The organism is Acinetobacter sp. XS-4, assembly GCF_023920705.1.
In the GTDB taxonomy this organism is placed as follows: domain Bacteria; phylum Pseudomonadota; class Gammaproteobacteria; order Pseudomonadales; family Moraxellaceae; genus Acinetobacter.
The window spans coordinates 3333457-3354368 of sequence record NZ_CP094657.1; the positions used below are offsets into that span (position 1 = coordinate 3333457).

Here is a 20912-nt window from a genome sequence, read left to right on the forward strand (position 1 = left end):
AATCCTTAAGAGACAAACGCTTATTATTTGTTCAGACTATCAGAATAATATTCAAGTACAAAGTAATTATCCCTATAACCCGACGAATGCAAATCTAATCACATTAAAATAAAAACCATGTAAAAAGTGGCGATATCGCCACTTTTCTTTATTAGTTAAAAGCACCATTTCTCGGCACAATACTAAAGCTACTATTTAAACGGCCACCAGTAATCGCAAGCTCACCTAAACGTGCACCTGCACCAGTTGAAGGTGGATAGAAGTTAATATCTTTAACACGTAATGCGCCGTCGATACTCTTATCAGGATTAAAATAAACCGCCGTATTTACGCCAACTTTACCTAAACCACTTGCAGTGTCTTTACCAACAACTAAAGCGGTATTAAATGCAAGCTTTCCAGTAATATTATCAAAGCCAATTGCAGAACCATCGATCGGATCACTAATTTGAACCGTATTTCCAGTTGCTGTGGCAGGCATGGTGAAATCACCAAGTACTGTTAGAGCACTACCATCTGCAATTGAACTGTTTGGCACGATCGATAAGTTTAGATCACCACCTAAACGCAGTTTTAGACCAAATAAGACATCATTATTTCTGGCAAAGTTATCAATTGGTGAGGTACATGAACCGGTAGCTGGACAAGTTTTATACTTTGCCCCTGGTAAATAACCTGCTGCAATTTCAGTTGATAAAGCAAGTAGCATCTCTTTTAAACTAATATTGAGGCTACCATTTTCTAAGCCAATACTTCCATTGCCTTTGACGAACATATCGATGTTACGTAGCCCCATATAATAATCAGTTGGGTTACCTGCATTATTGGCATTTGGAGAACCATCAATTAATAAAATTGAGGTCGTTTTGGTTCCAGTCGCATCACGTCCTGTAGTTCCAGCTGCAATACCAAAACCTAAACGCGAAGTCGTTCCAGATGTAGCAACAACATTCTGAACAGGTTTACCATTGGCATCTTTTGTATAGTAATAAGCACTATTTGCTGTTGCATCTAAACCATAAACAGCAGCATTAGCATTTAAGTTATAGAAAGGTAGTGCTAAACCCCACTGGTTGTTTGCACCATTGTCTGCAAACTGATTTGCAGGAGCGACATTCGCACTTGTCGTAAAACGACCACGTCTTGAAAATGCTTGAAACTCTGCTCCACGCATCGCAAGAATTAAACTGAATGGATTAGTAACCGTATCACGATGAATATTATGCTGATAATCAGCAGCTGTCGTTAAAGTACCACTCCCTAAACGGATTGCATTTAAAGTCGCGTTGTTTGGCATTAATAAGGTTTTTGTATCAGCAAGATTTAGATAAATATTTCCGCTGTCGAAATAACCACGCGTAGCTGAGTTAAGACCAGTTAAATTGCCAAACTCGAAACCATAAGCATTAAGACCTGCTCCACCAATTTCTAAAGTAGTTGCTTTACCATCTGCACCTAGCATTGAATCATTATCTTTAGTGAATTCACCTTTCATACGAAAGGCAATGCCAGAATTACCTAAAATACTATTACTTGAACCTGTACCCGCCGCAGTATTTGCCGTACCTAAAGTGGTGGTATCCGCAGTACCATCCATACCACGGACTTGTAAATAACTATTTACCATACGTCCACTAGCACCTAAACGAATCAAACCTTTCGCATTTTGTGGACTATTAGTTGCATCTAAAGCATAAGGATTAGCTTTATCTACATTCGAACTGAGCATCACTTCAATATTCAGGCCTGAATTGGTTACTTTGCCACTACTGTCAACATACGTACCCGCAGTTAAACCAGAAGCTGAATCTGCTACACGGTTAAAATCAACATAGCCATAGGTAGTATTCGGAGTTTGCCCTACACCAGCAACATTAGTTCCAGTATTTGTCTGTAAAACTAAGCCACGAGTTGGATCAATCAACATGGCTCCTTTACCAACAAAATTAAAGTTAAAATTTCTTAAAATTAACTGATTTAGCTGGCTGCGAGCATCCAATTGCCCTAAATAAATATTGGCATTATTAATACCAAGTGTCATGCTTGACTGGCTATTTGCATTAAATAGACCATCTTGGGTTGTAAGTGCCAAATTTAAAGGAGAAGTCGTTTGAATAGCCAACTGCCCCATTGTCGGTGAGCAAATAGCAGAGCTATTACATACTTTAAAACTATTTACGGTAATAAGTGATGGACTGCTTTGCATAGAAAAGTCGAGTCCGGTTTTACCCGTAGTCGGATTACTACCTACATCTAAACGGTAATTAGTGCTTAAAGTTTGGCTAGATGCATTACTTTTTTGGACTTTTACACCACTCGCTTGAGCTCTTAAGACCTGATCTGCACTTGTTGGTGTGCCTGCATGGTCATCCCAATAAGCATTATCAATATTAATTTCGTTAAACGTAGTTTGAATAGAGATCCCATCTTGTCCATTGACGGCACTCAAATCAGCATCTGTTAAAGCTTCTAAAGCATAAATTTGACCACTCACTAACAACATGCTGGTTGCTAATGTATTTAAAATAAACTTTGAGCTGTGATTTTCTTTATTTTTTTTCATCACTTCAGTTCCTTTGAAATCTACATTAACCCTTAACAACGAGGATGACTACCATCACAACTAAAGACCATGACTTTTCCTTGAATAGCTAAGTTTCCATTCATCATCAAGCCCATAAAACCAGTTTCGCGCCCATAGTCATAGGCTGATGGAGTTGCTGTAGCAACTTGCTGTGCAGCACTATTAGCAGTCGCAGCATATGTCGGTTTTTTGAAATATGCATAATCATACATATTTGCACTCGACCCCTGAGTTGTTGTTGAGCTGGTAAAGTTATCTTGCTCAATCGATAAAGCATTGAAACCAAAATTACGGAATAAAATCGGTTGAGCTGCACTAAAACTAAGCTGAATAGCAGGCTTAATAATTTCAGTATTACTTTTATCAAGATACTTTAAATCAGCACCATCCAAGCCCATTTTTTGAATATTTAAAGTTCCTTGTACGCCTTTAAACACTAGCCAAAGTTTATTACCACTATCACTATTTTCTGCCCAACCACTTGGTTTAGTCGCATCTGCTTGCACAAACCGTTTGTTAATCGCCAAGCCTAAATGACAGAACTCTACGTTCTCACAGACACCACCACTACCATTGTCAAATATACCATTAGAGGTCTGGTTTAAATTGAGCATCAAAGATAAATCAGCACCAGCCTGACCATTAATCGCCTGCAAAGCATCATTATCTAAAGTTTGCAGCTCCGCATGAGTAACTGTTGCACAAAGAGCGAGGATCAAAGTACTTAATTTTTTCATATCATTATCCTCCTCTTATAAGCCTTTAGTTGTCAGTTTTAAATGTTGGATTAATACACCGTCAATAACACCTGAACCCATGTTATTACTAATGGCTGAGCTAATTTGTGCCCCAGATAATTTATAGGTGTTCAAATCTGCATTTGGCGTGGTGGTAGACCAACGTCCATTGTTATAAAGTGCATCTGGTAAAGGTGTGCCAGTTGGTACAACAAACTGAGCGCCATTCCCAGCATCAGCTAAGGTATAACCTGTATTATTTACTGTCGGGTTATAATAAGAGGTATTGTCAATACTAGCCCAGTTCGCACCTTGAGAATCAAATTTTAAACCTGTGCCTGCATTTCCAGTCCAGCCTGTTGCTGTACGGTACTGCCAAGTATCATAACAAGTACTTAAGTTCAAAAATCCACAGCTATAACTGCCTGCACGACGTTCTTGATTTTGCAATTGGTAGAAGTTCTTGGTCTGCGTTATCGCTGACACAGTGCCCGTTGGTAGTTTACCAAATGAAATACCGACCGCATCTTGTGTACTATTCCCTTTAAATGCTTCTAAAGTATTGTTCGTTGCATTATAAACTGTTGAACCAATTGAAATACTGCTATGTGTTGCACTAGAGCCTTGGTAGGTTTTACCACCTAAAGTTACACTGGTACCACATTGGTAAATATTACAAGTAGAGCCTAAATAACTCGTATCGGCACCACTATAATCTGTATAAATTTTCTTATAAATTTCTGGTTTATTTGGAATACGAGCAAGTTCTAAACTAAAGTTTTTACCATCTGAGCTTAAAACTAGTGGTTGATATAAAGAACCCAAAACAAGGTTAATATTCGGGTTATAGAGGTATAAACCTTCATTTGCATCAAAAGTTGGAGCAAGCCCACCATTAATTGCAGGTGTTACCAAATTACCTTGAGTAGTTCCTGTTTCACGTGTGCTCAAACGTAATACGTTATTCATAGCACTATCGGTTGGCGCGGTCCATGAACCCGTTGAAGTAACCGTCGTAGTTTGACTACGAATTCGATATAACCAATCCGCGCTTGGAGAGTTATTACTTGGGGCACCCGCATATTGCGTACTATACCGATTTACCCAAGGCCCTACCGAAGACGTTGGAGTATTTGCAGTAATTGTCGCTCTTAAATTAGATGCATCACCACTGTTTAAACGAATAACACCAGCAAAACCTAAAGTATCATTATAAAAAGGGCTCATTCCACCAGCAGATGTTGCGCCCCCTAATGTTTGGAAAAGCTGTAAACGACTGCCATTTAAGCTAAAGTTATTCCAAACCCCTTGTAAACGAAGACGGTTTGCACGGCTTGCATCCGTACTCGTACCAATTAAGCCATTTGAGTCACCATAATTAAATTGGTCTGCTGCACCATTTATTTTATTTGGATTTCGGACAAAGATATCTGACCATAAACCTAATTTCAGCTTATAGGCATCTATACCTGCGGAATCTTTCGTTCCAACCTCATATAAAGGAGCTTCCAAAGCTAAATAAGTTACTTGGCAAGATGGGTCACTCGCACCACTACAAGTAGCTGCACTGAAGTTAGGTACTGAATTTGCTGTCGCAACTTTAAAAATCCACGGGTTAACCGCAGTACCCCAACTCGAAATTGCAGCGGCTGTATCAGTAGACGCGATGCGGGTATTTGTATCATTATCAGATTTAGAAAGCGCTAAACCATAAAGAAAAATATCTGCTTTACCAACAGCGCGATCACCCGAATCAATCGAGCCATTTTTATTGGTATCTGCTGCTGTCATACTCAAAGGACCAACAGGCACATAATTGATATAACCTGTGTCTTTGGTACGATCGGTTAATATCTGACTTGAGGTTTCATTAGCGCCTGCACCACGAAATACCATATAGGCATTCTGCGGCAAAATAGCAATACCTTCACCTGTAGTTTCACTTAAGCCCGCATCAGAAAGTTCTTCGAGTGCGAAACTAGCTTGGCTTATACAAAGCCCGATTAAACTTGCCAAAACGGTTTTTTGAAACCTTACCGTATAATTAAGTGTAGTCATCTTGACCTTCCTGTTTTATACGATGCCGCGCACCATATTTATTTTTCTTTAACAATCCTTGATGCCAGGTGAATCTATCCTTTTCACCTTAGACAAAGAGGCAAATCTAAAAGATATTGCCAACCCTTCCACATTTCTATTATGCGGAATATTTGCACAAATGCAAAAAAAAGCATGTAAAAAATTACTTTTCCGATGAATGTAAAGCAACTCAAGCTGCCTTCTCGGCATTTAACAAAAAGTTAAACCTGAACCATGGCAGTTTGGCTTAAAGTTTTGATTCGTTAACTGCAAGTTGCTTAAATTTAATGTGAGCGGACTATTTTTCAAATCAACTGTACCAATATTTACATCTAAATCCCCCAGCTTTAATAATCCTCCTAAATCAGAGGTTTGTGCTGGGTTAGCTTGTAAATAGGCTGAAACTGCTGTTGAAATTTGCGGAAATAGTGGCGAAATATCAATCGCATCTTGTGGAATAATGTTACCGACGTTAACTGGATTTGCAAAAGACATCCACCAACCCTTTTGAGCCACGTCATCTGCTTTAGCGCCTGGCCATTGAAGCATTTGATTTTGTAGAGCCAGGTACATGGGTGAATTAATTGGTAAATTATGAATAAGTCCCAATGACTGAGTTAAATTTAAATTCGCTGTAATATTTGAAATTGTACCATTCATATATACATTAGAAAATTTAGAACCTTGGCCTGCAATGAGACATGCTAATACACTACAGCTTGTTACTGTGGCTTCAACCTTACCACCCTGAGTATAAATACCTGTTGGTTCAGGATAAGCTGGATCGTGTGGACCTGCGGCATTGTATTGCACAACACCATCTACTGGGTACGAACTACTATGTCCGACATAAATATTAGGGACTTTCACTGGAGCAGATAAAACTTTGGAGCTAACTCTATTACCATTAACCTGAATGGGAGCAATTTCAAAATAGTTATTTTGAATGCCTGGAATATTAAATCCGCCATCGGAAGTAACAAAACTTACCTCAGCTGCCCCTCCCAGACCTAAAGCTTGTAAACGACCTGTAACTGCATTTGTTCCATATAAATTGTCGCGTGTAGCAGAAGTTGTCGCATAACCTTTAATTAAACCACTGCTATCAGATTGAACCTGCATATAACCAGAAATCGAGTTGATCCCATTTGGCCTAGATGTATTTTCAGTACCTGCTGTAAGCAAGCCGATAAATTTCTCAGCACTTAATCTTAAACCGGCGACTTCACGGGTTGATGCAGAATTAGGATTTTTAATTGCAAATTCTATGAACGGATTTGTTAAAACCGCAGAAGACGAAGCCCGCTCTTCACTAGTCATGGCCAAAGGATTGCCATTCGCATCGAACTTTTGTCCACTTAAGCTCAGATTATCAATATCAATATCACAGCCACCAGCACCATTAACGCCGCCACAACCTAACTGTAATTTACGAATATTGGTGTTAAGTTCTAATTCAGCTTCCAAACCTAATTTATAGAAACCAATATTACTACTATTGTCGCGTAGTTTTTCTAAATTTGCAGAGTCCGTAGGCGCAATATAAGACATACTCATTAAAGCTTGGCCACGAGTTGCGGATAGTTCCGAATCTGACATAGGGACTAATGTAGAAGCAGCATACGCTGAAGAAAAGCATAAGCTTCCAAGCGCTATCGCTACATGAAGAGACGTAAACTGTCGCATGACCGACCTCCGTATCCTTGGGGGCATAATCCTGTTTAATTTCTTTTTATTTGGTTTGCCTAAATTTAGTAGATATCTAAACAATTACGACTAAAAAGACAACCTATATCCAATACATTTGTTTTTTAATACTGTGACGCAGAACAAAAAAACAAATCAATTATTGATCATATTATATTATTTTTTACAAAAGGAAACTCTCATTTATCACTATTCCGATAAACGTACCTTATGTAAATTTTATTTATAAAATTGGGCCACCTAAGCGACCCATTATTTTAAAACTCTTCTTTATCTAAGAAATATTATGTTTTAGGAAGTGTAACACCTGTTTGGCCTTGGTATTTACCACCACGGTCTTTATAAGATGTTTCACATACTTCATCACTTTCAAAAAATAGCATTTGTGCTACACCTTCCCCTGCATAAATACGCGCAGGTAAATTAGTGGTGTTTGAAAATTCTAAAGTTACGTGACCTTCCCATTCCGGTTCTAACGGAGTCACATTCACAATGATACCGCAGCGAGCATAGGTCGACTTACCTAGGCATACAGTCAACACATTACGAGGAATACGGAAATATTCAATTGTACGTGCTAAAGCGAATGAGTTTGGCGGAATAATACAAACGTCAGACTCAATATCGATAAAACTTTTGTCATCAAAATTCTTTGGATCGACAATTGCAGAATGTACGTTAGTAAAAACTTTAAATTCACGGGCACAGCGTACATCATAGCCATAGCTAGAGACCCCGTAGGAAATCAACTTTTCACCATTTTCATCAAAACGGACTTGATTCTCTGCATAAGGTTCAATCATGCCGTGTTTTTCGCTCATCTCGCGAATCCAACGATCAGACTTAATAGCCATGTATTTTCTATCCAAAAGGTAATTTCATTGATTTCGACGTACTTTAACTTAAAAAACCAATTATGAAAACAACACAGAGCTACTCAAATAAATAAGAATAGCTCAGCTGTACATTTAAAGGTTCAGTAAAGCAGAATAACTAATTGGAATTGAAAAGCTGACTAAAACAAGTGAAGCCGTTCTTTGTAAATTAGTTTGATTTAACCAACCTACTTTCTTAGACGCTAAAACCGAACCCAAGAAAATCCAGAACAATGCAATTGGTGTAATGAGTGCTAAGTAAGCCATCATATGAACCAAATAAATATGAAAATTACTCCATGCAGCCACAGGAAAAATTGCTGAAGCAAAGAGCAAGGCTTTGGGGTTCAATAAAGTTGCACAAAATAATTCACGAGCACGGATCGTAGGCTGATTTAATTCAACTTCTTGATTTGCTGTATGCCATAACTTAATGGCTAAGAAAATAATATAGCAGGCACTCAATAGCTTAAGAATAGGTGGCAGCAATGGCAATGTGGTGGACACTTTCCCAATTAGCATTCCCCATGCAGAAATAGAGATCACGTAACCCAAAACTTCTGCTGGAATAAGTTTTACTGACTTTCGTAGTCCTACTTGCACGCCTGAAGAAGCGAGTAAAGTATTAGTTGGGCCAGGTGTAAGTAAAATTGTGGCTACTAAGCCAATAAAAAGCCATGAAATCATTGAATGACCTCACAATATAGTCATCTCAGATTAATAGATATCCTGTCACATGGCAAAAAGTAATTGTAAGACAAAGTTTTTAAAATATTTTTTAATTTCAGACAAAAACATTAAAAACATACACTTATAAAATTACTATAGAAAGCAGTAAAGAAAACTTTACGGTCAGTTGCTATACTTTTCAAATAATTTCGTACTTAATTAACATAAGTATTTTTATTTTAAGTCTATTTTTCCATCAAAAGCCTTTATAATAAAAAATATATAGTGATGGTAAGTTTAAATTTTAAGCTTTTAATAAGTTTCAATTCATATATTGTTTCTGATTTTTTTATATAGAGCACCGCGCTCTACTACCTTAATGATTATGGCAAAGCACTTTTTTCAATCTTGGCTTCCCTCACCCGAGAAAGTTTCAAATATGAAATTTCTAAGGATTTTTGGTAAAAAGACCTTGAATCCTGTGCTTTGGTACGTCAATCGAAAATCAATTACCCGAGCTGTTTTTGTCGGAACTTTTTTTGGTTTATTGCCTATCCCTTTTCACAGTGTATTTATTGTGATGGCGGTCTTACTATTCGAAGTAAATTTACCAATTAGCTTAATGCTGGCTTGGTTAAGTAATCCTCTTACTTTAGTTCCTATCCTGTATATTGGTTTTTGGTTTGGTGCGCATATTTTTCATGTGCATATGATCAACAAAGAAATGCTGCTAGGTGTATTGCATCAAATTTCTCGCTGGATTACTCATTTCGGGCACGGGCACATTGATTTTAGTCTCGCGAAAATTTTGATGACGGGTCTAGTTGTCGAAGCTTTCGTATTTGCCGTCATTTTATATCTATCTACAGAAATTTTCTGGCGTTGGATGGTTATTAAAAACTGGAAAAGTAGACACCGTCATAAAAAGCAAGAAGAAGAAGTTTTATAAAACTCCAAGTTTCTTGCTAAGTCTTAAATTATTATTTTGGTAGTTTTGATTTCATATACTCTTCGGCCACATTAAGCACATACTCTTGGCAAGCCTCTCCTGTACCAGGGTCATAAGCTCCGTTATTCGTAATATTATTAGATAAGATTCGAATGCCTAAAAACGGAACATTCAACTGACTGGCAATTTGTGCAACTGATGCCGCTTCCATTTCCTCAACTGAAGTGCCATAACGCTGATGGAAAAATTGAATACGATCAAGTTCGTTATTCCAAACATCTGCTGAACCAATCGTTCCCTCAACCACCTCACCTTTGTCATAACGGACTTTATGTGCCGCCATTAATAGCTCTTGATCACCTTCAAATTTGCGTATTGCAATTGGTTCCGGATCAGACTCATCTGTTGGTAAAACATCAAACGCTTCAACCCAAGTGAGTGAATTTGACCCAGCACCCACTGGCTGTTTAGGAGTTCTAAATGCACCAATATTGGTCGCATATTTTCCTAAAACAATATCGTAAATGTGTAGATTTGGGTCGTGCCCACCTGCTGTTCCCTGATTAATAATTGCAATCGGTTTATAACGCTCAATAGCTAAAGCAGTTGCCGCAGCCGAGTTACTCATACCCATGCGAGTTTTAGAGATAATCATTGGATAGCCGTTATAAGTACCCTTCCAGAATGTCCAGCTATTTCCTATAGTTTCAACTGTCACATTCTGTAATTTAGCAGCCATGTGCGCTGACTCTACGGGCAAAGCACCCTGAATAATAATCGGCTGTAATTTCTGTTTTTGTTCCTGAATAGTTGGTGTTTGTGAAACAGAAGAGTCGTCATTATTGCATCCGACTAAAAATAAGGCGCTACATAAACTGATTACGCCAAAAGTACATTTAAATTGCATTTTTTACCCTTTCTTTTTAAAAAGTGTAAAGTAGCAATCTATATGCCAATTTCAAGTTTAGCTTTGTTATTAAAATTCAGTAATTTATTTTTTTATTTTAACCAGACAATAAAAAACCCGACTTAAAGTCGGGTTTAATAAATTAAAAAATCCGTTTGTCATCACGTGTACGTTGAGGAATCTTTTCAATCTGTTCCCACATAACTTTAGCAATATCAATATAACTATCAGCTGCATCATCCATTGCTATAACACTAGGTTTACCCTGATCGGCATTTTCACGGATCTGAGCATTTAGAGGCAAGCGACCTAACAATGGAATATGGTACTGTTCAGAGAGTTTATCACCTCCACCAATACCAAAAATTTGTTCTTCATGACCACAGTTAGAGCAAATATGAGTCGACATATTCTCAACAACACCTAATACCGGAATGCCAACTTTATTAAATAACTCAATGCCTTTTGTAGCATCTAGTAAAGCAACATTTTGAGGTGTAGTCACAATGATTGAACCAGTCACTGGAATACGCTGTGCAAGCGTGAGTTGAATATCACCAGTACCCGGTGGCATATCAATCATGAGCACATCTAAATCAGGCCAAAGCGTTTGATTAAATAATTGCATTAAAGCACCCGTTGCCTTTGGTCCACGCCACGCGACAGGTGTGTTGTTATCACCAGTTAAATGTCCAATCGATAACACGGCCATTCCATAGGCATCTAAAGGTACAAAATTTTCACTTTCTATAAGAGGTGTTTTACCTGCATTGCCTAGCATGGTCGGAATACTTGGGCCATAGATATCGGCATCCAAAACCCCAACCTTAAGTCCCATTTTTTGCAAGGCAAGTGCTAAATTGACTGTAGTGGTCGATTTACCAACACCGCCCTTACCAGATGAAACTAAAATAACATGCTTAATGCGCGGATGAAGTGGGACATCTCTTTGTTGTGGAGCCGCTTTTTGAATAGGAGGATTATTCGGATCTGGTTCTGATTTAGGTGAAGCATCTAGCACAGGAGGTAAGTTTGAACTTTCTTGTGCAGGGCGCTTCTGTTGAACCACATGCAGGTTTAGTTCTTCAATACCACACTTTTCCAAAGCCTCAGCCAAATCATCATGAATTTGCTGCAAGTGCTCTTTTTCATCAGGAAAGGTATTAATAGTGAGTTGTAATACTCGACCTTGAACTTGGAGCTGACTAATGCGCTCTTTTAAAGCATCTTTTGAATGGGGTAGTAAATAATTTTGGAGTACGATTTGGATTTCATCTTCTTTCACTTCTTGTGCGGGTGAAAAAACAGACTTCAATGAAGAAAGCCAAGACATATTGTTTACTCCAAAAACAGATCATTACAGCTTAATGGAGGTAGTGTAACAGTATTGGTCCGCACTCGCTCACCTTGGGATGAATAATTACTCACTTCCAATCTCATCTTTTAGGTCAGGAGTGCAGATTTTAGTTTAAATCAGCTTATTCAGCAGAATCATGGTTTTTCAATTTATTTAACTTATCAGTTGCTGTTTTCTTCAACTCGTCAAATTTTGCTGTTGCTTGAGTTTTTAACTCATCAAATTTTGTTGCAGCCTCATCTTTTAACTCTGCCGCCTTAGCTTTGGCATCATCAAGTTTATGGCTTGCCTCAGTACGTAAATGATCGAACTTGTCTTGCAGACTATGTTGGGCATCCTCAAGTTTGCCTTTCAAATCATTTGCTTTATCTTCAACCGCCTCTTTACCCGCAGCTTGTTTCTCTTTTACATTTTCCTTTAAATCATCCAAAGCTTTTTCACCTTGAGCTTTTGCATCTGCCGCTTTTGCCTTTAATTCGTCTACTGTATCTTCAACAGCTTCTTTACCCGCAGCTTGCTTAGCTTTTACGGTTTCTTTTAAATCGTCCAAAGCTTTTTCACCTTGTACTTTTGCATCTGCCGCTTTTGCCTTTAAATCATCTAATTTATTTTCAGTAGTCATCGTTGTTATCCTCGTAGTTAATTAAAAAATTACCTGAATAAGTTATTAGTTATACATCGTTATGGTTGATTTTCTGACCGTAACTGCAATTTGACACAAAGACAATACAGGAAGATTCAAATATTTTTCGATTTGTTTATCTGTTCTAAAGAGAAATAACTTCGCAATTAAAAACCGATTTTTACGAATACTCATTGTTACCCAATAAAGATTATTATCCCGCCACTCAAGTCCAGCTCTCGCCTTGCGCCCGGGCAAAGATTATTAACCTTTGCTTATCCCACCACTCAAGCTTAGCTCTCGTCTTGCACTCGGACAAAGCGTTGCTTTGTTTTTCCTCCTTCATCAGTTAAAATCTTCCACCTTATAAATACGAATGAGAGAATGAAATCCGTGCGTAAAATTTTAGTCACTAATGCCCTTCCTTACGCTAATGGTCCAATTCATATGGGTCATTTACTCGGTTACATCCAGGCAGATATCTGGGTTCGTGCCATGCGGGCAATGGGTCATGATGTGACTTATGTATGTGCGGATGATGCTCATGGTACTGCCATCATGCTACGTGCTGAGGCAAACGGTATTAGCCCAGAAGAGCAAATTGCGAATGTTCAAAAAGAACATATCCGTGATTTTGATGGCTTCGGTGTACATTTCGATCACTATGATTCAACTCATAGCGATGCCAATAAAGCACGTTCAACAGATATCTATATTAAAAACCGTGAAGCTGGGAATATTGCGGTTCGCCCTGTAACTCAATTATTTGACCCTGAAAAAGGCATGTTCTTATCTGACCGTTTCATTAAAGGCACATGCCCGAAATGTAAATCAGAAGATCAATACGGCGACTCATGTGAAGTTTGTGGTACAACCTATAATGCAACTGAATTACTTAACCCACGTTCTACATTAAGTGGCGCCACACCAGTTGAAAAATCTTCAGATCACTATTTCTTTAAACTACCGAACTTTGCTGAGTATTTACAGAAATGGACCCGTGATGAAGGTCGCTTACCTGTTTCAATTGCGAACAAACTCGATGAATGGTTTGAAGCAGGTTTAGCAGATTGGGATATTTCTCGTGACGCGCCATATTTTGGTTTTGAAATTCCAGATGCACCAAATAAATACTTCTATGTTTGGGTAGATGCCCCAATTGGCTATATGTCTAGTTTTGAAAACTACATCAAAACGAAACGCCCAGATTTAAACTTTGATGATTTCTGGAAAAAAGACAGTCAAAACGATGTTTACCATTTCATTGGTAAAGATATTGTGTATTTCCATGCATTGTTCTGGCCTGCAATGTTAGATGGTGCAAACTATCGCACTCCAACAGGTCTTTTTGTAAATGGTTTCTTGACTGTGAACGGACAAAAAATGTCTAAGTCTCGCGGTACTTTTATTAAAGCAGAGACTTATTTACAGCATCTAAATCCAGAATATTTACGCTACTACTTTGCTTCTAAGCTTTCAGATAAAGTTGAAGACTCTGATTTAAACCTTGATGATTTTATCCAAAAAGTAAATTCTGACTTAGTCGGTAAAGTCGTCAATATTGCTAGCCGTTGCGCTAAATTTATCAACAGTAGCTTTAACAATACTTTATCTACTGAATGCGCAGAACCTGAATTAGTACAAAGCTTTATTGATGCAGGTGATTCAATCGCTAGTGCATATGAAGCACGTGAATTCTCAATGGCTATTCGTGAAATTATGGCGCTTGCTGACCGTGCAAACCAATATATTGATGAGAAAAAACCTTGGGCACTTGCTAAACAAGAAGGTCAAGAACAACAAGTTCTTGATGTATGCTCGGTTGGTATCAACTTATTCCGTCAATTAGCGGTCTACTTAGCCCCTGTTCTTCCAACTTTGGCTGAGCAAGTTCAAGGTTTCTTAAAACTTGAAAGCTTTAATTTCGAATCACGTAAACAAATTCTTGTAAGCCATGAGATTGCACAGTTCCAACCGCTCATGCAACGTGTTGATCCAAAAGCTGTTGCCGCAATGGTAGATGCATCTAAAGAGTCTTTAGGTACTCCTGCTCCAGAAGCAACTAAAGCAACGGCGAAAAAAGACAAAGCTGCCGAGAAAAAAGCTGCCCCTGTTCCAGCAGTGGGTGAAGCTGAAATTATCGGTATCGAAGACTTCTTAAAAGTTGACTTGCGTGTTGCTCAAGTCGTTGAAGCTGGTACTGTTGAAGGTTCAGATAAATTACTTCAACTGACGTTAGACGTTGGTGAAGCTGAACCACGTAATGTATTCAGTGGTATTCGTAGCCAATATGCACCAGAAGATTTAAAAGGTAAATTGGTTGTCATGGTAGCTAACCTTGCACCACGTAAAATGCGTTTTGGCGTTTCAAACGGAATGGTACTTGCTGCTGGAAATGGTGAAGGTATTTTCATTATTTCTCCCGATACAGGCGCGAAACCAGGCGATAAAGTTTCTTAATCTGTCTTAATAAAAAAGCTTCCTAAATTGGAAGCTTTTTTATTTTTGAAATATCAAAACTGAGTGAATTAAAATATTAAATAACTTTAGGAAGCCAGTGCTTTCAAATTATGACCACGGCCACCCTTCACAAGGGTTATTAAATAAAACATGTATGCTCCCTAACTCCTCATTTGTTAAATAACCATTTTTATTTTCATCTAGATAATGAAATAGCTCTGTTTGCTTATTTTCGCCTTGAAAACGTTTATCGCTTGGCCAGTTATAAGGATAAAAATCTTCAACACGTTGAAATTCTTTTAGGCTATACATACCATCATGATTTAAATCATATTTTTCCTGAAAAAGTTTCCAATCTAAAGAAGCAGGCTCACATGCATTTACCATATTCAAAATACAGTAAGTTGCACATCCAGCAAGTAACTTAATAGTTAGCTTGCTCATGATTATTCACTTGTATATCGGAAATTTTATAATCCTTTTCATGAACCGGAGTACCCACAATACTCATGGTCCGCTCATTTGCTGGCTGTTGCTTACTCATTGTTCTCATCTCACATCCTGTAGTTAAGATGAGAAAAACTACAGAAATGCTCACCATTAGTTTTTTCATAACGTGATCCTCATTTCTTTTTGTTTTATTTATTAAGTTACCACTTTTAAAGTGTTTAAGTGCTAAAAAAGATATTTCAATTTGTATATATTTTACGCAAAAATAAAGCCAGACTATAAATAGCTGGCTTTGGATTTTTTAATTAAAGACTTATCATTTGAAGAAAATTAACTTTAAGCCTAATACACTCACAATACTTCCAGCGACTCGGTCAACACCAGTTTTTGCTTTTAAGTACATTGTTCTAGGCTTCTCTGAAGATAACAGCATTGCCACACATGAGTACCAACCAGCATCAATCATAAAACAAATCACTGGTAATGCGACGTAGTAATAATTTGGGATTTCTTTTGGCAACAAAGCAGTGAATACACTGGCTAGCACCACTGCAATTTTCGGATTACTTAACTGTGTAATAAGACCATAACGATATGCCTGTTTATAGGTCATTTTTGATTTGCCATCATTTTCCATGGCAATTGGTTCTTTGGCATGTTTAATAATTTTAAAAGCCAGCCAAAGCAAATACAGCCCACCACCAATTTTTAAAATCAAATAAGCTGAAGGTACTGCTAATAAAACTGCTTGTAACCCCATAACAGCTAATAGGCCAAACAGAGCTGCGCCTGTCCCCGTCCCTAATGCTGTAAACAACCCATGTTTACGTGATTTAGAAATCGAATTTTGCGCAACATAAATAAAGCTTGGCCCAGGGCTTATTGCTCCAAGCATCAATGCCATTGCAATTGAAAAAAGAGGAATAAGGGACTCAAACATTGTATTGACCTAGCATCACGCAATTGCGCGGTATTCTAACAGCTTTTTATGACGCATATAAAAATGCAGAAGATATAAATGATGAAAATTGAATTTTCATGTTTTTACAATTTATATCTTCACAACGGACAAAAATGTCCGTTAAATATATAACCTTTGAAACTCCCCAATCGATGACATGAGTAAACGTCAAAAAATTGCTGCCCATAATCGGGATGAATTACTCAATGCAGCCGAAGAATGTTTTCGTATTCATGGCATTAATGTTCCCTTACAAGTTGTAATTGACCATGCTGGTGTGGGTAGAGCAACTTTTTACCGCAACTTTTGTGATCGCAAGGCTTTAATTAGTGCGCTTTTAGAGCGTGCGATTACACAGCTAGAGCAAAAAGCAGCTCATTTTCAAGAATTCGAGGATGGTTTACTTCGTTTAATTGAAGGACATATTGGGCAACTTCCCAAGCTCGCAATTTTGCAAGATTTTTGGAGAGTAATTGATCGACAAGACCCAATTATGTTAAAAATTTATGAACGGCGGAATAATGCACTTAACCCACTGATTGAAAATGCGATAGAGCAAAAACTGTGCAGAGCTGATTTAACTGCCGATGACTATGCAATGGTCACTGCAATGTTGGGTTCTTCATTTCAAGGACATGAGCCAGAAGAACAGACTCGCTTAGCAAAACGAGCAATTGAATTACTATTTCATGGTATTCAAATACAAAAAATTCGAGGGATAGAATGAGTAAAACGCCTCGTTATTTAGAAACACCACCCGACTGGACACCAGAAGAGCAACCGACTCTACCTGGTTCACCAGCTGCTATTGCGCATTCTGTACCTAAGCGGTTTATTTACTTTTTTATTGGTTTATTCATCGCCCTGTCGGCAAGCTTAAGTAATGGTTTTATTACAGCAAATTTACCCCTAATCCAAGGTGAATATGGCCTGACGCCTTCCGAAGCTGCTTGGCTACCTGCGGCATATGTTATGGCAAATGTCAGTTCAAACCTGATTTTATTTAAAGCCAGACAACAATATGGCCTGAGAGTATTTTCAGAAATAGGGCTCGTTATTTTTATTGCCGTGCTTGTGTTGCATATTTTTGTGCATACCTATGAAATGGCACTATTCGCGCGGGTTGTGGCGGGTTTGGCTGGTGCACCACTCAGCTCATTAGGTATGTATTACACCATGCAAGCCTTTAAAAAAGCAGACATGGCAAAAGGAATATATATCGCCTTCGGCTTTCAGCAACTTGGCGTACCGTTAGCTTGGATTATTTCTCCATTTCTTGTTAGTACAGACAGTTGGTCTGTACTCTACACTTTCGAACTGGGCCTAGCACTTTGTTGTTTAGCCATGGTGGTTTCATTAAAGTTACCACGTAGCTTAAGAATATATGTTTTTGAGAAACAAGATTTCTTTACCTTTGCTTTATTGGCTCCAGGTTTTGCCTGCTTATGTATTGTGCTCACGCAAGGCCCAATTTTATGGTGGTTTAATAGCGAATGGCTTGCTTACGTTTTAATTGCAGGTTTTAGCTTAGTTGTTTTAGGTTTGCTCTATGAACACTATCGTGCCAATCCATTAATTATGACACGTTGGTTAGGTGCGTCTTCGACCCTGCGTTTCATTTTTGGTGCTTTTGCTATTCGACTTTTAATGTCAGAGCAAAGCTATGCTGCTGTTAACTTTTTAAAAACAATGGGAATGGGTCCTGACCAATTTGTTCCACTCTATGTTGTCATATTAGTGGGGATTTTAAGCGGAACACTTTTTAGTGCACTTACTTTTTCACGCGAACGAATTATCTTCCATTTACTTTTTGCAGAGTTCCTCATTCTGGTTGCTTGTGGACTAGATTATCACCTAACCAGTGATGTTCGACCTGTGAATTTCTTTGCAAGTCAGTTTTTAGTCGGTTTTGCTGGTGGTCTATTTATTGGTCCATTGCTTCTGATTGGTTTTGCGCAAACGCTTGCTAAAGGCCCATCTTACGTAGTGACCTTTATCGTATTATTTTCTGCTACCCAAACTTTTGGTGGTCTTGTTGGGTCTTCTTTCTTCTCGACCTATCAACAACATCGTACGCAAAACTATCAGGCAGAGATTATTAAAGATTTAGAACAAGCAGACCCTCTAGTCGCTCAAAGGCTCTCGACCTATCAACGCAGTGCATCCATCACCACTACTGACCCAGCATTACAAACAGCTCAATCCATGCGTTCACTTAATCAAGTGGTCACTCGTGAAGCCCAAGTGCGTGCCTACAATGATGTTATTGCTTTAAACGGTATTTTTGCCGTCGCACTACTCTTATGGGGTGGATTTAATATTGCACGTAGTAAATATCTACAACGCAGAGGAATTAGCCGTCCTTAATGGCTTTCGTATTTGATGAAATAGAAATTGAGATTGATATATGTCAGATGATCAAAACAAACCGGAACAAACACCTGCTCAGGCACCTGCCAACGAGCCAACACCTGCACCTGCACCTGCAAGTAAACTGATTCCGACAAAACGCTCAACTCTATTATGGATGTTAGGTGTTCTTATTATCGGTATTTTAGTGATTTTATGGGCATGGAGAATTGGTCCTTTTGCAACGAGTATTCAGCAAACTGACAATAGTTATGTCAAAGGTAAAACCACGATTTTATCGTCACAAATTAATGGTTATGTTAAAGATGTAGTCGTTAAAGACTTTGATCATGTCAAGAAAGGTCAAGTGCTCATGCATATTGATGCAACCACTTACGACCAAAAAGTAACACAAGCAGCATCAGGTGTTGAGCAAGCTAAAAATACCTTAGCCAATCAAACGCAATCCATTGCCCAGAAACAAGCTGACATTGTGGCGGCACAAGCCAAAGTGGATCAAGCCAAAGCTCAATATGAACTTTCTTTAGCGCAGCTTAGACGCTATCAACAGTTAGGAAATAGTGGCGCAGCTTCTAAATCTGAACAAGATAAAGCCGCAGCAGATGCTGAAAATAACCTTGCAGCCCTGAAGCAGGCAGAAGCCAATGTGTTAGTTGCAAATGAAGCACTTAAAACAGCACAAGTTGCAGAAGCGGGATTAGAAGCACAAGTTTCAAGTGCTAAAGCGCAGTTAGACCAAGCACAAACCACCAAAGACTATAGCGTTATTGTTGCTCCGATGGATGGCCAACTTGGTGAAGTTAACCCTCGTGTTGGGCAATATGTAGCAGCAGGTTCTCAGTTACTCTACCTCATTCCACAGCAAACTTGGGTAATTGCCAATTTCAAAGAAACCCAAATTGCCAATATGCGAATTGGTCAGAAGGCATGGTTTACAGTCGATGCAATGAAACACAAAAAATTTACAGGACATGTTGAGCAGATCTCACCTGCTGCCGGTTCCGAGTTCAGTGTGTTAAAACCTGACAATGCGACAGGAAACTTTACCAAAGTTGTGCAACGAATTGCCGTACGCATTACTATTGATCCAAATCAGGAAGGAATGGAACATTTACGTCCTGGCATGTCAGTGGTTACTTCTGTCGATACAAATTCGTAAACAGCTTTTTAAAGTTCTATTTAAAAAGTTACAATGTGATCAATCATTATTTTCTCAATTTCTAATGTTTGATCACATTGCTCAATCAGTTCCTTATCAACATATTCAACTACCTAATCCCCTGCACCTCGACATTAAGCGGCTAGATTTAATTCACCCCCAAATCTCGGGTAATAAATTTTTCAAATTAAAATACAATTTGCTTGCCGCAAAACAACAAGCGTTATCACGCGTTTTGACTTTTGGTGGCGCTTATTCAAACCATATTGCCGCAACTGCATATGCAGCTCATCTTTTTGGCTTTAAAAGTATAGGTATTATTCGTGGGGAAGAATTAGCAACCCAGCCTCTTAACCCAACCTTGGCAAAAGCTCAAAGTTTAGGAATGCATTTACATTTTGTCTCGCGCATTGAATATCGCTTGAGGGATGACGCAAACTACCTTCAACAATTACACAATCAATTTCCTGAAACTTTCATTATTCCTGAAGGTGGTTCTAATAAGCTAGCAGTACAAGGATGTCAGGAAATTCTCCGTCAAAGCGATTTACAAAACTATGATGTGATTTGTTGTGCGGTTGGAACTGGAGGAACGATTTCAGGACTCATTGAACGAAGCGCACCGCATCAAAAGGTTCTAGGATTTTCAGCATTAAAAGGCGACTTTCTACAACAAGATATTATGCAGTGGACTAAAAAACAGAATTGGTCGCTGACAGATGCTTATTGCTGCGGTGGTTATGCGAAAACTTCATCTGAATTACTGGCATTTATAGAGAATTTTGAAGAGCGACATGCGATACCCCTTGAACCGATCTATACGGGCAAAATGATGTTCGGTCTGTTTGACCTTATCAAAAACAATTACTTCCCTGAAGAAACTCGCATTCTGGCAATTCATTCTGGTGGTTTACAAGCAGATATAAGAAATAAACCAAGCTACTGACTCACAAATATTTAGGGAGCCTTATTCACCAGAGTGGTAAATGTCTTTAGCATGACTAAGGCTCGGCATGATAGTATATG

At 38.5% G+C, this 20912-nt stretch carries 18 protein-coding genes; 6 read left to right on the forward strand and 12 right to left on the reverse strand.

The genetic code is table 11. The features are described 5' to 3' along the window. Positions 1–151: 151 nt before the first annotated feature. The 6 genes from MMY79_RS15490 to MMY79_RS15515 form a co-directional block, all read right to left on the reverse strand. On the reverse strand, positions 152–2563 hold the full coding sequence (locus tag MMY79_RS15490; protein ID WP_252610037.1) for a DUF6160 family protein: 2412 nt from the start codon (positions 2561–2563) through the stop codon (positions 152–154). Positions 2564–2595: 32 nt separating this feature from the next. Further along, a complete protein-coding gene (locus MMY79_RS15495; protein WP_252610039.1) occupies positions 2596–3321 on the reverse strand; it encodes a DUF6160 family protein in 726 nt (241 codons plus the stop codon). Between the two features lie 15 nt (positions 3322–3336). Further along, complete coding sequence (locus MMY79_RS15500) at positions 3337–5379, reverse strand: hypothetical protein (RefSeq protein WP_252610041.1); 2043 nt, start codon at positions 5377–5379, stop codon at positions 3337–3339. Positions 5380–5610: 231 nt separating this feature from the next. Further along, positions 5611–7086: a hypothetical protein gene (locus MMY79_RS15505; protein ID WP_252610043.1), complete on the reverse strand. Its 1476-nt coding sequence runs from the start codon at positions 7084–7086 to the stop codon at positions 5611–5613. 305 nt (positions 7087–7391) lie between these two features. Beyond that, the gene (dcd, locus tag MMY79_RS15510) at positions 7392–7961 is read right to left on the reverse strand and encodes a dCTP deaminase (protein ID WP_003653416.1); all 570 of its coding nucleotides are present in this window, start codon (positions 7959–7961) and stop codon (positions 7392–7394) included. 114 nt (positions 7962–8075) lie between these two features. Then, positions 8076–8669, reverse strand: coding sequence for a LysE family transporter (locus MMY79_RS15515; protein WP_252610045.1), 594 nt, complete (start codon positions 8667–8669; stop codon positions 8076–8078). 361 nt (positions 8670–9030) lie between these two features. Here MMY79_RS15515 and MMY79_RS15520 point away from each other — a divergent pair, with 361 nt between their 5' ends. Further along, a complete protein-coding gene (locus MMY79_RS15520) occupies positions 9031–9600 on the forward strand; it encodes a DUF2062 domain-containing protein (protein ID WP_003653419.1) in 570 nt (189 codons plus the stop codon). Between the two features lie 31 nt (positions 9601–9631). On the opposite strand, the gene MMY79_RS15525 is transcribed toward MMY79_RS15520, so the two are convergent. The 3 genes from MMY79_RS15525 to MMY79_RS15535 all read right to left on the reverse strand — a co-directional run bounded on the left by MMY79_RS15525 (position 9632) and on the right by MMY79_RS15535 (position 12486). Then, positions 9632–10507: a 5'-methylthioadenosine/S-adenosylhomocysteine nucleosidase gene (locus MMY79_RS15525; RefSeq protein ID WP_252610048.1), complete on the reverse strand. Its 876-nt coding sequence runs from the start codon at positions 10505–10507 to the stop codon at positions 9632–9634. A 142-nt stretch (positions 10508–10649) separates the two neighbouring features. Continuing rightward, positions 10650–11840, reverse strand: coding sequence for an iron-sulfur cluster carrier protein ApbC (gene apbC / locus MMY79_RS15530; RefSeq protein ID WP_252610051.1), 1191 nt, complete (start codon positions 11838–11840; stop codon positions 10650–10652). Between the two features lie 145 nt (positions 11841–11985). Further along, positions 11986–12486, reverse strand: a complete 501-nt coding sequence (locus MMY79_RS15535) for a hypothetical protein (protein ID WP_252610053.1) — start codon at positions 12484–12486, stop codon at positions 11986–11988. A gap of 393 nt (positions 12487–12879) precedes the next feature. Between MMY79_RS15535 and metG the strand changes: the two genes are divergently transcribed. Next, entirely contained in the window at positions 12880–14946 is a 2067-nt protein-coding gene (gene metG / locus MMY79_RS15540) for a methionine--tRNA ligase (RefSeq protein WP_252613543.1), read from the forward strand. 108 nt (positions 14947–15054) lie between these two features. Here metG and MMY79_RS15545 read toward each other — a convergent pair whose 3' ends face one another. From MMY79_RS15545 to MMY79_RS15555, 3 genes are all read right to left on the reverse strand, one after another. Beyond that, complete coding sequence (locus tag MMY79_RS15545; RefSeq protein ID WP_252610055.1) at positions 15055–15390, reverse strand: calcium-binding protein; 336 nt, start codon at positions 15388–15390, stop codon at positions 15055–15057. Continuing rightward, entirely contained in the window at positions 15371–15559 is a 189-nt protein-coding gene (locus tag MMY79_RS15550; protein WP_005302999.1) for an NF038215 family lipoprotein, read from the reverse strand. The genes MMY79_RS15545 and MMY79_RS15550 overlap by 20 nt, the downstream gene beginning before the upstream one ends. A gap of 153 nt (positions 15560–15712) precedes the next feature. Continuing rightward, positions 15713–16336 (reverse strand): LysE family translocator, encoded by a 624-nt coding sequence (locus MMY79_RS15555; protein WP_013198835.1) that lies wholly within the window; start codon positions 16334–16336, stop codon positions 15713–15715. 178 nt (positions 16337–16514) lie between these two features. Between MMY79_RS15555 and MMY79_RS15560 the strand changes: the two genes are divergently transcribed. From MMY79_RS15560 to MMY79_RS15575, 4 genes are all read left to right on the forward strand, one after another. Continuing rightward, positions 16515–17084 carry a TetR/AcrR family transcriptional regulator gene (locus MMY79_RS15560; protein ID WP_252610057.1) on the forward strand — a complete coding sequence of 190 codons (570 nt, stop codon included), beginning with the start codon at positions 16515–16517 and terminating at the stop codon, positions 17082–17084. After that, the gene (locus tag MMY79_RS15565) at positions 17081–18724 is read left to right on the forward strand and encodes an MFS transporter (RefSeq protein WP_049838187.1); all 1644 of its coding nucleotides are present in this window, start codon (positions 17081–17083) and stop codon (positions 18722–18724) included. The genes MMY79_RS15560 and MMY79_RS15565 overlap by 4 nt, the downstream gene beginning before the upstream one ends. Before the next feature lie 40 nt (positions 18725–18764). Then, positions 18765–19886: an HlyD family secretion protein gene (locus MMY79_RS15570; protein ID WP_252610060.1), complete on the forward strand. Its 1122-nt coding sequence runs from the start codon at positions 18765–18767 to the stop codon at positions 19884–19886. A gap of 64 nt (positions 19887–19950) precedes the next feature. Continuing rightward, the gene (locus MMY79_RS15575; RefSeq protein ID WP_252610063.1) at positions 19951–20832 is read left to right on the forward strand and encodes a pyridoxal-phosphate dependent enzyme; all 882 of its coding nucleotides are present in this window, start codon (positions 19951–19953) and stop codon (positions 20830–20832) included. Positions 20833–20912 lie beyond the last annotated feature (80 nt).

What these genes read in the sequence shown, in the direction of transcription:
- MMY79_RS15490 (WP_252610037.1), bottom strand. Translation starts at nt 2,563, where the DNA reads ATGAAAAAAAATAAAGAAAATCACAGCTCAAAGTTTATTTTAAATACA.
- MMY79_RS15495 (WP_252610039.1), bottom strand. Translation starts at nt 3,321, where the DNA reads ATGAAAAAATTAAGTACTTTGATCCTCGCTCTTTGTGCAACAGTTACT.
- MMY79_RS15500 (WP_252610041.1), bottom strand. Translation starts at nt 5,379, where the DNA reads ATGACTACACTTAATTATACGGTAAGGTTTCAAAAAACCGTTTTGGCA.
- MMY79_RS15505 (WP_252610043.1), bottom strand. Translation starts at nt 7,086, where the DNA reads ATGCGACAGTTTACGTCTCTTCATGTAGCGATAGCGCTTGGAAGCTTA.
- dcd (WP_003653416.1), bottom strand. Translation starts at nt 7,961, where the DNA reads ATGGCTATTAAGTCTGATCGTTGGATTCGCGAGATGAGCGAAAAACAC.
- MMY79_RS15515 (WP_252610045.1), bottom strand. Translation starts at nt 8,669, where the DNA reads ATGATTTCATGGCTTTTTATTGGCTTAGTAGCCACAATTTTACTTACA.
- MMY79_RS15520 (WP_003653419.1), top strand. Translation starts at nt 9,031, where the DNA reads ATGATTATGGCAAAGCACTTTTTTCAATCTTGGCTTCCCTCACCCGAG.
- MMY79_RS15525 (WP_252610048.1), bottom strand. Translation starts at nt 10,507, where the DNA reads ATGCAATTTAAATGTACTTTTGGCGTAATCAGTTTATGTAGCGCCTTA.
- apbC (WP_252610051.1), bottom strand. Translation starts at nt 11,840, where the DNA reads ATGTCTTGGCTTTCTTCATTGAAGTCTGTTTTTTCACCCGCACAAGAA.
- MMY79_RS15535 (WP_252610053.1), bottom strand. Translation starts at nt 12,486, where the DNA reads ATGACTACTGAAAATAAATTAGATGATTTAAAGGCAAAAGCGGCAGAT.
- MMY79_RS15545 (WP_252610055.1), bottom strand. Translation starts at nt 15,390, where the DNA reads ATGAGCAAGCTAACTATTAAGTTACTTGCTGGATGTGCAACTTACTGT.
- MMY79_RS15550 (WP_005302999.1), bottom strand. Translation starts at nt 15,559, where the DNA reads ATGAAAAAACTAATGGTGAGCATTTCTGTAGTTTTTCTCATCTTAACT.
- MMY79_RS15555 (WP_013198835.1), bottom strand. Translation starts at nt 16,336, where the DNA reads ATGTTTGAGTCCCTTATTCCTCTTTTTTCAATTGCAATGGCATTGATG.
- MMY79_RS15560 (WP_252610057.1), top strand. Translation starts at nt 16,515, where the DNA reads ATGAGTAAACGTCAAAAAATTGCTGCCCATAATCGGGATGAATTACTC.
- MMY79_RS15565 (WP_049838187.1), top strand. Translation starts at nt 17,081, where the DNA reads ATGAGTAAAACGCCTCGTTATTTAGAAACACCACCCGACTGGACACCA.
- MMY79_RS15570 (WP_252610060.1), top strand. Translation starts at nt 18,765, where the DNA reads ATGTCAGATGATCAAAACAAACCGGAACAAACACCTGCTCAGGCACCT.
- MMY79_RS15575 (WP_252610063.1), top strand. Translation starts at nt 19,951, where the DNA reads ATGTTTGATCACATTGCTCAATCAGTTCCTTATCAACATATTCAACTA.